This is a genomic window from Rhizobium lentis, from assembly GCF_017352135.1.
GTDB lineage: Bacteria > Pseudomonadota > Alphaproteobacteria > Rhizobiales > Rhizobiaceae > Rhizobium > Rhizobium lentis.
In genome coordinates this window covers 405,183-418,316 of sequence record NZ_CP071454.1, presented here as the reverse complement: position 1 = coordinate 418,316, position 13,134 = coordinate 405,183, and the positions used below count along the sequence as shown (strand labels likewise).

The following is a 13,134-nucleotide window of genomic DNA, read 5'->3' as shown; positions in this document are numbered from 1 at the left end:
AACCATGAACTTCCACATCAAGAAAAGGGGAACTGACATGACGACTGAGACAACATCGACCAAGGCGGAAAAGGGTCTTTCCCGCCGCACGCTCCTGAAAACCGGTGCCGCCGCCGTCGGCGCGATCGCCGGCTCCGGCGCCATCACCGGCTTTCCCACCATCTGGGCGAAAACCAACATCACACTTCGTCAGTTCGGTACCGGCGTTTCGAACATCAACGCCATCGCCGAGAAGTGCAAGGCCGACCTCGGCATCACGCTGGAGATGACGGCGACCGATTCCGACGCCGCCGCCCAGCGTGCCGTCACCCAGCCCGACAGCTACGATATCGCCGACATCGAATACTGGATCGCCAAGAAGGTGTTTCCAACAGGCGTGTTGCAGCCGATGGACGTCAAGAAGCTCAAATATTACGACAAGATCGTGCCGCTGTTCATCAACGGCAAGCTGAAGCCGGACAGCGTCATCGCCCAGGGCACGGCGCCGCACACCGTCGGCTTCGTCGAGGCACAGGACGCCAAGAAGTTCGCCAAGGAACCGACGCAGTGGATGACGATGGTGCCCACCATCTACAATGCCGATACGCTCGGCATCCGTCCCGATCTCGTCGGTCGCGACATTACCACCTGGGCCGATATCATGGATCCCAAGTTCAAGGGCAAGACCTCCATCCTTAACATCCCGTCGATCGGCATCATGGATGCGGCGATGATCATGGAAGCCATGGGCAACATCAAATATGCTGACAAGGGTAACATGACGAAGGAAGAGATCGACAAGACGATCGAATTCCTCATCAAGGCCAAGAGCGACGGCCAGTTCCGTGCCTTCTGGAAGAGCTTCGACGAGTCGGTCAACCTGATGGCATCGGGCGAGGTCGTGATCCAGTCCATGTGGTCGCCGGCCGTCGCCGCCGTCCGCTCCAAGGGCATCGCCTGCAAATACCAACCCCTCAAGGAAGGTTATCGCGCCTGGGGTGGCGGCCTCGGCCTTGCCTCGCATCTCAAGGGCGCACAGCTCGATGCGGCTTATGAATACATCAACTGGTATACGTCCGGCTGGGTCGGCGGCTATCTCAACCGCCAGGGCTACTATTCCGCCTGCATGGAGACGGCCAAGAACTTCATGACGGCAGACGAATGGGGCTACTGGATCGAAGGCAAGCCGGCGCAGGGGGACATCCTGTCTCCCGAAGGCAAGGTCATGGAAAAGGCCGGTGCGGTGCGCGACGGCGGCGCTTTCGAGGCCCGCATGGGTGCGGTCGCCTGCTGGAACTCGGTCATGGACGAAGACCGCTACATGGTCCGCCGCTGGAACGAGTTCATCGCGGCTTGATCGTCAAGGGGGCGGATGAGCAGGATTGTCTTTCGCTAGCGCTCAAGACGTCGCTTCGCTCCGCCCCCTCATCTGCCCTTCGGGCATCTTCTCCCCGCTGGGGAGAAGCGGGAGTTTGCGGCCGGGCCGCATGACGACAGTGGAGTTGTGGTGGCGGAGACGTTGCCACGATTCTCTTCTCCCCATCGGGGAGAAGGTGCCGGCAGGCGGATGAGGGGGCGGCATCCACCCTCGGTCAACCTGACGCAATCACAACGGAGAACTGGATCATGGCGACCATCGCAGCGGAAACGGAGGAGAATAGCCAGGGCATGCGCGGCAGGCGTGGTCTGCACCTCTCCCCATCCGCCATCTCCTACCTCCAGGCCACGCCGCTCATTGCCATCCTCGGCTTCTTCTTCCTGCTGCCGATCGCCATGATCGCTGTCGTCAGCTTCTGGGACTATGATTTCGCCGGCCTCTATCCCGATTTTCTCACCATGAACTACACCGACACGCTCGGCTCATGGGTGACATGGAAGACCTATCTCAATACGCTGAAATTCACCGCCATCGTCTGGGCGCTGACGCTCGTCATCGGCTTCTGGGTCGCCTATTTCCTGGCCTTCCATATCCGCAAGACCTCGACGCAGATGATCCTCTTCCTCGTCTGCACGGTGCCGTTCATGACGTCGAACATCATCCGCATGATCTCCTGGATCCCGGTGCTCGGACGCAACGGCCTTGTCAATTCGGCGCTGATCAAGATGGGCGTGATCCCGCAGCCGATCGAATGGCTGCTCTATTCCGACTTCGCCGTCGTGCTCGCCATGGTGCATCTCTATACGCTGTTCATGGTGACGCCGATCTTCAACACGCTGATGCGCATCGACCGCTCGCTGTTCGAAGCGGCGCGCGATGCCGGCGCCTCGGGCTGGCAGGTGCTGTGGAACGTCGTCATTCCGCTCTCCAAGCCGGGCATGGCAATCGGCACGATCTTCGTGGTGACACTCGTGATGGCCGATTTTTCCACGGTGCAGGTGATGTCCGGCGGCCAGAGCGCTTCGGTGGCGCTGATGATGAAGAACCAGATGTCGCTGTTGCAATATCCGGCCGCTGCCGCCAATGCCGTGGTGCTGCTCGCCGTCGTGCTGTTGATGGTCGCCGCTATTCTGCGCGTCGTCGATATCCGCAAGGAGCTTTGAGATGAGCCACGAAAAACGCGGCCTCGAATTCTATCTGCTGGCGATCTTCTTCTTGATCTTCGTGCTGTTTCTCTACGGCCCGCTGTCGGCGATCCTGATCCTCTCCTTCCAGGGGCCGGACGGTGGCCTGACCTTCCCGATGAACGGCGTTTCCACGCACTGGTTCTTCAACCTGTTCGAAAAGCAGGCGGTCGGCGATTTCGGCGCCTCGTTCCGGCGCTCCTTCACCCTCGGGCTGATGGTGATGGTGGTGACCGTCGTCGTGTCGTTGCTTGCCGGCCTTGCTTTCCGCCGCCGTTTCCGCGGTTCGACGGCGCTGTTTTATGCTACCGTCGCAAGCCTCGTCGTGCCGTCGATCATCATCTCGCTCGGCATCGGCGTCGTCTTCCAGCAGGGCGGGCTGAAGCCCGCCTGGTATTCCTCGGCCTTCGGCGCGCATCTGACCTGGACGCTGCCGTTCGGCGTGCTGATCATGTTTGCCGTCTTCAACCGTTTCTCGCCGGTCTACGAGGAGGCTGCGCGCGACCTCGGCGCCACCTCCTGGCAGACCTTCCGCCATGTCGTGCTGCCGATGATCGCCCCGAGCCTGATCGGCGTCGGCCTGTTCGGTTTTACGCTTTCCTATGACGAATTCGCCCGGACGTTGATGACGTCGGGCAGCTACAATACGCTGCCGCTCGAGATCTACGGCATGACCACCAACGTCACAACGCCGGTGCTCTATGCGCTCGGGACAGTGACGACACTGTTTTCCTTCACGATCATTCTCATCGCTCTCGGCATCATAACGATGCTGGGGCGATGGCAGGCAAAGACAGGCTGACATGCGCATCCTCATCGTCAATCCGAATACCACGGCCTCCATGACCGAGAAGGCCGCGACCGCCGCGCGCGCGGTCGCGGCATCGGGCACGGAGATCATCGCCGCCACATCGAGTATGGGGCCTGTCTCCATCGAAGGCCATTACGACGGTGCGCTTGCAATCCCCGGTCTGCTTTTTGAACTCAGGGAGCGGCAGGCATCAGGCTATGACGCAGCGGTCATCGCCTGTTTCGATGATACCGGGCTCGAAGCGGCGCGCAGTTTCGCCGATGTGCCGGTCCTTGGGCTTTGCGAATCCGCGATCGCGACGGCGGGCTTCCTGGCGCAGCGTTTCACCGTGGTGACGACGCTGGAGCGCTCGCGGGTGCTGATCGACAATCTGGTGCGCCGCTACGGCATGGGGGAGCGGGCCAGGGTGCGCGCCTCCGACATTCCGGTGCTGGAGCTGGAGGATGCGGCTTCGGGCGCGATCGGCAAGCTCGGGGCCGAGATCGAGCGGGCGCTTTCAGAAGACGGCGCCGAGGCGATCGTGCTCGGATGCGCCGGCATGACGGATCTCGCCAGGGAATTGCAGGGGACTTACGGCGTGCCGGTCGTCGACGGTGTTGCGGCCGCCGTCAAGCAGGCCGAGGCGCTGTTGTCGCTCGGCCTTTCCACCAGCAAGCGCGGCTCCTATGCCTCGCCGCTGCCGAAGCCCTTTACAGGCGCGATGAGCGGCTTTTCGCCGGTGCCGAGGGCCGGTTAACCGATGGCGGTGTCCTTCGACTTTACGCAGCTTTCGGAGCGCGAGCGTTACAAGCTGATGATCGGCACGATCATTCCGCGGCCGATCGCGCTGGTGACGACGGTCGACGAGCGCGGCCGGATCAATGCGGCCCCCTTCAGCTTCTTCAACTGCCTGTCGGCCGATCCGCCGATTCTGGCGATCGGCGTCGAGAACAATGCCGACATGTCGTTCAAGGACACCGGCCACAATATCCGCATGACCGAGGTCTTCACCGTCAACATCGTCTCCTTCGCCATCGCCGAGGCGATGCATGTCTGCGGCGCCCGATATCCGCGCGGCGTCGACGAGTTGAAGGAGGCGGGCCTGACGGCAATGCCGGGCGCGAGGGTGGCGTCGCCCTTCATCGCCGAGGCGCCGGCCGCCTTCGAATGCCGGCGGCACGTGACGCTGGAGCTCGGCCGTTCGCGCCAGATTGTCATGGGCGAGATCGTCTATGCGCATTACCGCGACGGGGTCGTTGACCCGGAAAGGCTGCATGTCGATCCGGCTAGGGTCGATGCCATTGCGAGGCTCGGCGGCGATACCTGCGCCACCATCCGCGACCGTTTCGAAATGCTGACGCCGAAGCTCTGACGTCAGGGCAGATCCAAGTTTTTGCTTTACTTTTTTGCCTTCCGTGAGAATGGTCTGCTGCGGATCAAAGCGGCAGAGGAGGGCTTTCCCATGACAATCGAGAACGATCTCAGCCGGATCGCCGAACAGGAGAAGGCGCTAAGCTTCGACGCTTTCGACCTGACGACGGCATGGCAGCTCGGCAAGCTTCTGCAGGAACTCGGCACCGAGCGCGGCCTCGGCATCGCGATCGACGTGACCCTGCATTCGATGCCGGTGTTCTACGCGGCCCTCCCGGGTGTGACGCCCGACAACGTCAATTGGGTCCGCCGCAAGCGCAACATGGTGCTGCGTTATTTCCGCAGCAGCTATGCCTCCGGCCTGAAGCTCGCGAAGGACGGCAAGACGGTCGAGGATAACGGGCTTGCCGGCGCAGACTATGCGCCGCATGGCGGCAGCTTCCCGATCAACGTCAAGGGCACCGGTTGCATCGGTGCGGTCACCGTCTCCGGCCTGCCGCAACGCGACGACCATAATCTCGTGGTCGAGGCCTTGGCGCTGATGCTGGCGAAGGACCTGGATACGCTGCGGCTCGCCCCGCCGCTCTGATGCGGTCGCTCTGATCGAATCGCGTTCGCCGTAATTTTGACAGAAAAAAGCCATGAAAATTGCAAAATCGCGTCTCCGCTCCGGTGACGCGGGCTTATCCTGCGGCTAAGCTGCGGCATCGCACTCCTCATTTTACCCGGGACGCCATGATCCGCTTGCTTGTTGCGCTTGCCGCCACTGTCGGCTTCGGCCTTTTCCTCGCCTCCTGCAACACGCTGTCCAAGGAGGAATGCGTCGCCGCAGACTGGCGGGTGATCGGCGAGAGTGACGGAGCGGCGGGCTACGAGCCGCAGCAGCGCTTCGCCGCGCACGCGAAATCCTGCGAGCGGGTGAAGATCGTGCCCGACCAGTCGATCTGGTTCCAGGGATACCAGGCTGGCCTGGTGCGCTACTGCACGCCGCTCAGCGGGCTGGCGCGTGGCCAGTCGGGCGGCGGTTACGCCAATGTCTGCCCGCCGGAAACCGCATCTGGCTTCCTGCGCGGCTTCAACCTCGGAGCCAAGCAGCACGGGCTGCAGGAGCGCTTCAACGCGATGCAGAACGACTATAGCTCCAAGGAGACCGAGATCGACGAGCTTTCCGACAAGCTGAGGAATGCCAAGGACGAGGAGAGATCCGCACTGCGGCGGCGGATCGAGGATCTCGAAGACGACATGCACGACATCCGCCGCGACCAGCGCGACGTGCAGGACGATCTCGACCGCGTCAACGAGGATGTCGAATGGTTCCAGCGCAACCCGAGCGCCGAACTGCCGGCGCCGGGCTATTGAACCTCAGAGCTTGCCGCCGGCTTCGACGATGCCTTTCGTCAGGCTGCCGGTGGCCGGGAAGAGCGGGATGAGGCAGGCCTGCAGCGCGTGATAGATGTCGCCCTTGCCGGGAAAGAGCGCGTGCGAGGGAACGAGTTCTTCGGTCAGTTCCTCGTGCCAGCCGCCGTTCTTGTGGTCGATGAAGGCGCGTTCGATCACGTTCCAGATCTTGCGGTAGCATTCCTCATGATAGTCGCTCGGCAGGTGCTCGTTGAGGAAATGCGCGGCAGCCGCACCCTCGCAGGCCGGCCACCACAGCTTGTTGCGCTTGGCCGGTTTATCCGCCCAGTCGAGCGTATAGAAGAAGCCGCCCTTGTCGTTGTCCCAGCCCAGCGCCATGGACTGTTCGAAAAGGGCTTTCGCCGCATCCGGCATCCAGGCGATGCGTTTGCCGCCGAGCGCCCAGAGCTGCAGAATGAGGCGCGCCCATTCAAGCCAGTGGCCGGGCGTCGTGCCGGCCGGGCGGAACATTTCGTTCGGATGATAGTAATCCTTATCGAGGTTCCATTCGGCGTCGAAATGTTCGGCGACGCGCCAGTCGACCGAACCGGCCGCGCGGCGGATGACGAGATCGGCGATGCTTTCGGCTTTGGTCAGGTATTCCCTGTCGCCGGTGGCTTCGAAGGCTGCCATCAGCGCTTCGGTCAGGTGCATGTTGGAGTTCTGGCCGCGATAGGCGCCGCCGTCGAGCGGCTGCCAGTCGGCGGTGAATTCCTCGGCGATCGCGCCGTGGCGCGGTTCCCAGAATCTGGTAATCAGGGTCTCGGTAATATCGGCGAGCATGCCGTCGGCCAGCGGATGGCCGATCGTCCTGGCGGACGAGGCGGCGAGCAGGACGAAGGCGTGACCGTAGCCCTGCTTGTTGGAATCGACCGGGCCGTTATTGTCGAGCGACCAGAAATAGCCGCCATTTTTCCGGTCGCGATGGTGGTTCCAGAGATAGTCCATGCCGTGGTCGACGACGTCGGCTGCACCGGGACGGCCGAGCAGGGCGCCGATCGAAAAGCAATGGACCGCTCGCGCGGCGATATGGATTCCGCGCACCTGTCCATCGGCATCGAGCGGCTTGCCGGTGTCGTCAAGATCGTAGAAGCCGCCCTTGGGATTGATCGAATTGTGCTGGAAGAAATCGAAGAGGCTGTTTGCCTGGTTCAGCAGCCAGCCGCGATGGTAGGCGCGGCTTGCCCAGTTTCCAAGCGTGCCGTTGCCGGTTGCGGGTGCCATGATACTCCTCCGATTTCGTGCACAAGCGTAGCAAAGGCCTATATAGAGCTCGCGCGGGCCTGTCATCGGGCAAGGCTCGCAAAGCACGAAATCGACCGGCATATATTGACATAAAGATATCTTTATGTGATCTGGAAGTCTGGTCTTACGACGTCAAGGAGCCCTCCCGTGTTTGACAATCTCTTTGGTCCGGAAACGGGCAAGCGTGACGGCAGTGAAGTTTTCGCCGCTTTGAAAAAAGCCGCGAGCGAGCGCATCCTTGTTCTCGACGGCGCCATGGGCACGCAGATCCAGGGCCTCGGCTATGACGAGGACCAGTTCCGTGGCACTCGCTTCATCGGCTGCGCCTGCCACCAGAAGGGCAATAACGACCTTCTGATCCTGACCCAGCCGGATGCGATCGAAGAGATCCATTACAAATACGCCAAGGCCGGCGCCGATATTCTCGAGACCAACACCTTCTCCTCGACCCGCATCGCCCAGGCCGATTACGAGATGGAAGGCGCGGTCTACGACCTCAACAAGGAAGGCGCCGAGATCGTGCGCCGCGCGGCAATCCGCGCCGAGCGCGAGGATGGCCGCCGCCGCTTCGTCGCCGGCGCCATCGGCCCGACCAACCGCACCGCCTCGATCTCGCCCGATGTCAACAATCCCGGCTTCCGCGCCGTGACCTTCGACGACCTGCGCGACGCCTATGGCGAGCAGATCGACGGCCTGATCGACGGCGGCGCCGACATCATCCTCATCGAGACGATCTTCGACACGTTGAACGCCAAGGCGGCGATCTTCGCCTGCGAGGAGCGCTTCGCGGCCAAGGGCGTGCGCCTGCCGGTGATGATCTCCGGCACGATCACCGACCTTTCCGGCCGTACGCTGTCGGGCCAGACGCCCTCGGCTTTCTGGAACTCGGTGCGCCATGCCAAGCCCTTCACGGTCGGCCTCAACTGCGCGCTCGGCGCCAATGCGATGCGTCCGCATCTGCAGGAATTGTCAGGCGTTGCCGACACGTTCATCTGCGCCTATCCGAATGCCGGCCTGCCGAACGAGTTCGGCCAGTACGACGAAACGCCGGAGCTGATGGCCGCACAGATCGACAGCTTCGCCCGTGAGGGCCTGGTCAATATCGTTGGCGGCTGCTGCGGCTCGACGCCGGAACATATCCGGGCGATCGCCGAGACCGTAGCCAAATACAAGCCGCGGCCGATTCCCGAACATCGCCCCTTCATGTCGCTGTCCGGCCTCGAACCCTTCGAGCTGACCAAGGACATTCCCTTCGTCAACGTCGGCGAGCGCACCAACGTCACCGGCTCGGCGAAATTCCGCAAGCTGATCACCAATCACGATTACACCGCAGCGCTCGATGTCGCCCGCGACCAGGTCGAGAACGGTGCGCAGGTGATCGACATCAACATGGACGAAGGCCTGATCGATTCCGAAAAGGCGATGGTCGAATTCCTGAACCTGATCGCTGCCGAGCCCGACATCGCCCGCGTGCCCGTGATGATCGACTCGTCGAAATTCTCGATCATCGAATCCGGCCTGAAGCGCGTGCAGGGCAAGCCGATCGTGAACTCGATCTCGCTCAAGGAAGGCGAGGAGAATTTCCTCGCCCAGGCGCGGCTCCTGCGCAATTACGGCGCGGCCGTCGTCGTCATGGCCTTCGACGAGACAGGCCAGGCCGACAATTACGACCGCAAGGTCGAGATCTGCACGCGCGCCTATAAGCTGCTGACGGAAAAGATCGGTTTCCCGCCCGAGGACATCATCTTCGACCCGAATATCTTTGCGGTCGCGACCGGCATCGAAGAGCACAACAATTACGGCGTCGACTTCATCGAGGCGACGCGGACGATCCGTCAGCGCATGCCACTGGTGCACATCTCCGGCGGCGTCTCGAACCTCTCCTTCTCGTTCCGCGGCAATGAGCCGGTGCGCGAGGCGATGCACGCCGTGTTCCTCTACCACGCCATTCAGGCGGGCATGGACATGGGTATCGTCAATGCGGGCCAGCTGGCCGTCTATGACAATATCGATGCCGAGCTGCGCGAGGCCTGCGAGGACGTGGTGCTGAACCGCCGCTCCGATGCGACCGAACGGCTGCTCGAAGTGGCCGAGCGTTTCCGTGGCGCGGGTGCCCGGGAAGGCCGCGTCCAGGATCTCTCCTGGCGCGAATGGAGCGTCGAGAAGCGTCTCGAACACGCGCTCGTCAATGGCATTACCGAATATATCGAGGCCGATACGGAGGAGGCGCGGCGGCAGGCCGCCCGGCCGCTGCACGTCATCGAAGGGCCGCTGATGGCCGGCATGAACGTCGTTGGCGACCTCTTCGGCTCGGGCAAGATGTTCCTGCCGCAGGTCGTTAAGTCAGCCCGCGTCATGAAGCAGGCCGTTGCCGTCCTTCTTCCCTACATGGAAGAGGAAAAGCGCCTCAATGGCGGCGACGACGATCGGCAATCGGCCGGCAAGATCCTGATGGCGACCGTCAAGGGCGATGTGCACGATATCGGCAAGAACATCGTCGGCGTCGTGCTCGCCTGCAACAATTACGAAATCGTCGATCTCGGCGTCATGGTGCCGGCAACGAAGATCTTGGAAACGGCCATCGCCGAGAAGGTCGATGTCATCGGCCTTTCCGGGCTGATCACTCCGTCGCTCGACGAGATGGTGCATGTTGCGGCCGAAATGGAGCGGCAAGGCTTCGAAATCCCGCTCCTGATCGGCGGTGCCACAACCAGCCGCGTGCATACAGCGGTGAAAATCCACCCCGGCTACAACAAGGGTCAGGCGGTCTACGTCACCGATGCCAGCCGCGCCGTTGGCGTCGTCTCGGCGCTGCTCTCGCCGGAAACCCGGCAGGGCTATGTCGACGATGTAAGAGCCGAATATGCCAAGGTGGCGGCCGCTCATGCCCGCAGCGAGGCCGAGAAGGTGCGCCTGCCGCTGGCCCGCGCCCGCGACAATGCGCACAAGACCGACTGGTCGGCCTATCAGCCGACGAAGCCGCAATTCTTCGGCACGCGCGTATTCGAGGATTACGATCTCGCCGAGCTTGCCAGATACATCGACTGGACGCCGTTCTTCCAGACCTGGGAATTGCGCGGCCGTTTCCCCGCCATTCTCGAAGACGAGAAGCAGGGCGAGGCGGCGCGTGCGCTCTGGGCTGATGCCCAGGCGATGCTGAAGAAGATCATTGACGAGAAGTGGTTCCGTCCGCGCGCTGTCATCGGCTTCTGGCCGGCCGGTGCCGTCGGCGACGATATCCGCCTCTTCACTGACGAAAGCCGCAAACAGGAGCTCGCCACCTTCTACACGCTGCGCCAGCAGCTGTCGAAGCGGGACGGGCGGGCGAATGTGGCGCTTTCGGACTTCGTTGCGCCTGTCACAAGCGGCGTGCAGGACTATGTCGGCGGCTTCGTGGTCACGGCCGGCATCGAGGAAATCGCCATCGCCGAACGCTTCGAGCGGTCGAACGACGATTACTCGTCGATTCTCGTCAAGGCGCTGGCCGACCGCTTCGCGGAGGCCTTTGCCGAGCGCATGCATGAAGAGGTGCGGCGCGACTATTGGGGCTATGCGAGAGATGAGCATCTCAGCAATGAGGAGCTCATCGGCGAAGCCTATGCCGGCATCCGCCCGGCGCCCGGCTATCCCGCCCAGCCCGACCACACCGAAAAGGCAACGCTCTTCAGGCTGCTTAATGCGGAAAAGGCGGCCGGCGTGAAGCTGACGGAGAGCTATGCGATGTGGCCCGGCTCGTCCGTATCCGGCATCTATATCGGCCATCCCGACTCCTATTATTTCGGCGTCGCCAAGGTGGAGCGGGATCAGGTGGAAGACTATGCGAAGCGCAAGGGTATGGAGGTGTCCGAGGTCGAGCGTTGGCTCGGACCGGTGCTGAACTACGTGCCGCGCAAGGCGGACGAGGAGATCGAGGACGCGGCATAAAGACTGCTCGCCACCGTTCTTAATGCGATGAATCAAGAGACGTTGAAGCCGGAAAGTGATTCACTTTCCGGCTTCATGCTTTTGATGCTGCTCGATAATTTCCCATGGTCAGGCTGTCGGGCTCATGTCACCCCGATCGTCAGCTCGGCCACGAAGTCATAAGCGTCGCCGCGATAAAGCGAGCGGGTGAATTCCACGGCGCGGCCGGAGCCGAGATAGGAGATACGCTCGATCGACAGGCCGGCCGCACCCAAGGGGACGCCGAGAAGCTGGGCATCGGCTTCTTTCATATTGGTTGCCGAGATACGCTGAACGGCGCGCACCGGACGAACCTGGCGACGTTCGAGTTCGGCGTAGAGCGAAGTGGTGACGATGGAGGGATCCGGCAGGAATTCGCCGGAGACGCTGGCGTTCTCGATCGCCAGCGGCTGGTCATCGGCGATACGCAGGCGCGAGAGGCGCGAAACCTTCACGTCGGCGGCGAGGCCGAGGATCATCATTTCGTCGGGTGAGGGGGTGTGAATGCCCTTGTGCAGCCATTCGGAGCGGGAGGACATGCCGCGGCGCGCCATATCCTCGGTGAAGGAGGTGAGCTGCGACAGCCGTTGCTCGACCTTGGATACCGGCTTGGCGACGAAGGTGCCCGAGCCGTGGCGGCGAACCAGCAGGCCGTCGGCGACGAGCTCGTCGATCGCCTTGCGCACGGTGACGCGGCTGACGGCGGCAAATTCGGCGATGTCGCGCTCCGGCGGCAGGGCATCGCCGTGGCCGAGCGTGCCGGCGCGCACGGCTTCTTCGAGTGTGCGGCGCAGCTTAACGTAGAGCGGGCCCGTGCCGGCCGCCTGCAGGCGCTGCAAGGACAGGAGGGTGGCGAGGTCGTCGGTCATGCCTCACCTCTCTGCTGGCCGTTCAAAAGCTTGACGGCAAGTTCCACCGCGCCCTGCAGGGCATCGTTCTTCGGTCTGGCAAGCAGCGGCTTGTAGCGTTCGGAAAGCCACGGCTCGTAGGCTTCGGCAAGGCCGCCGAGAAGGCAGATCGACGGGCATTCCGGCCAGAGGAGAGTATCGAGGCTTTCGGCGATCGCCGTTGCGGCATCCCTGACGATATCGACCGCGACGGCATCACCCTCGGCGGCATGCTTGAAGACCATGGGCGCGTAACGGGCGAAATCCTTCGGCCGTGCCGTATGGGCAAAATCGACGATCTGCTCCGGGTCGTCCCCGTATTCGGCCATGACCGCTTCTGTGATCGGCGATGCCGGGCGCACCCTGTCATGGGCGAGCAGCGACCGCTCCATGAGGTCGCGGCCGAGGCGGGCGCCGCTCGCCTGGTCGCCGACGACGAAGCCCCAGCCGCCGATACCCTTCAGCCGGCCATCCCTGCGGGCATTATAGACCGAGCCGGTGCCGAATGCGCCGACGATGCCGTCTGCATCGCCGAGCGCCCCCTGGAGTGAGATCAAGGCATCGGTAACGACACGGCCTTCGGCAAAGGGCAGGGCTCCTTCGATTCGTTGGCCGTAGTCCATGACATTGGCGCCGGCGACGCCGACGACTGATGCGATGGACGAAAGGGCTTCAGCCTCGAGCCCGGCATCGCGCAGCGCCTGCCGGGCGGCTTCGACGATGTTGAGAAGCGAGTTTTCCAGATCGGACAGGATATTGGCAGGGCCCGATTTGCCGCGGCCGAGAACATTGCCGTCTCTATCCGCGACCGCTGCCCGGCAGCTCGTTCCGCCGCCGTCTATGCCGATTGCAAGCTCCGTCATCGGCCCTCCGAATATGCCGTTCCCCGTGTTTTCTATACAATACCAAAAAAATACCATTTACCAAGTGGGAATGATGGAGAAATTTCGCCTTTTTATC

Annotated in this window: 11 protein-coding genes; 8 read left to right on the top strand and 3 right to left on the bottom strand. The window is 62.6% G+C overall.

Annotated elements, in window-relative coordinates; translation table 11 throughout:
* The first annotated feature begins 37 nt into the window (after positions 1-37).
* From J0663_RS02080 to J0663_RS02050, 7 genes are all read left to right on the top strand, one after another.
* Positions 38-1,336 (top strand): ABC transporter substrate-binding protein, encoded by a 1,299-nt coding sequence (locus tag J0663_RS02080; RefSeq protein WP_207242829.1) that lies wholly within the window; start codon positions 38-40, stop codon positions 1,334-1,336.
* A 269-nt stretch (positions 1,337-1,605) separates the two neighbouring features.
* Positions 1,606-2,520 carry an ABC transporter permease gene (locus tag J0663_RS02075; RefSeq protein WP_207242828.1) on the top strand — a complete coding sequence of 305 codons (915 nt, stop codon included), beginning with the start codon at positions 1,606-1,608 and terminating at the stop codon, positions 2,518-2,520.
* Position 2,521: 1 nt separating this feature from the next.
* Entirely contained in the window at positions 2,522-3,343 is an 822-nt protein-coding gene (locus tag J0663_RS02070) for an ABC transporter permease (RefSeq protein ID WP_207242827.1), read from the top strand.
* 1 nt (position 3,344) lies between these two features.
* A complete protein-coding gene (locus J0663_RS02065) occupies positions 3,345-4,088 on the top strand; it encodes an aspartate/glutamate racemase family protein (RefSeq protein WP_207242826.1) in 744 nt (247 codons plus the stop codon).
* A gap of 3 nt (positions 4,089-4,091) precedes the next feature.
* The gene (locus J0663_RS02060) at positions 4,092-4,703 is read left to right on the top strand and encodes a flavin reductase family protein (RefSeq protein ID WP_207242825.1); all 612 of its coding nucleotides are present in this window, start codon (positions 4,092-4,094) and stop codon (positions 4,701-4,703) included.
* A 90-nt stretch (positions 4,704-4,793) separates the two neighbouring features.
* On the top strand, positions 4,794-5,291 hold the full coding sequence (locus J0663_RS02055) for a heme-degrading domain-containing protein (protein ID WP_207242824.1): 498 nt from the start codon (positions 4,794-4,796) through the stop codon (positions 5,289-5,291).
* Between the two features lie 146 nt (positions 5,292-5,437).
* A complete protein-coding gene (locus J0663_RS02050; protein ID WP_207242823.1) occupies positions 5,438-6,061 on the top strand; it encodes a DUF2799 domain-containing protein in 624 nt (207 codons plus the stop codon).
* A 3-nt stretch (positions 6,062-6,064) separates the two neighbouring features.
* Here the strand turns inward: J0663_RS02050 and J0663_RS02045 are convergent, their stop codons facing one another.
* A complete protein-coding gene (locus tag J0663_RS02045; RefSeq protein WP_207242822.1) occupies positions 6,065-7,324 on the bottom strand; it encodes an AGE family epimerase/isomerase in 1,260 nt (419 codons plus the stop codon).
* A 168-nt stretch (positions 7,325-7,492) separates the two neighbouring features.
* Between J0663_RS02045 and metH the strand changes: the two genes are divergently transcribed.
* Complete coding sequence (gene metH, locus J0663_RS02040) at positions 7,493-11,269, top strand: methionine synthase (protein ID WP_207242821.1); 3,777 nt, start codon at positions 7,493-7,495, stop codon at positions 11,267-11,269.
* Positions 11,270-11,391: 122 nt separating this feature from the next.
* Here metH and J0663_RS02035 read toward each other — a convergent pair whose 3' ends face one another.
* Positions 11,392-12,156, bottom strand: coding sequence for a GntR family transcriptional regulator (locus J0663_RS02035; RefSeq protein WP_207242820.1), 765 nt, complete (start codon positions 12,154-12,156; stop codon positions 11,392-11,394).
* On the bottom strand, positions 12,153-13,037 hold the full coding sequence (locus J0663_RS02030) for a glucosamine kinase nucleotide-binding domain-containing protein (protein WP_207242819.1): 885 nt from the start codon (positions 13,035-13,037) through the stop codon (positions 12,153-12,155). Before J0663_RS02030 ends, J0663_RS02035 begins: the two co-directional genes overlap by 4 nt.
* Positions 13,038-13,134 lie beyond the last annotated feature (97 nt).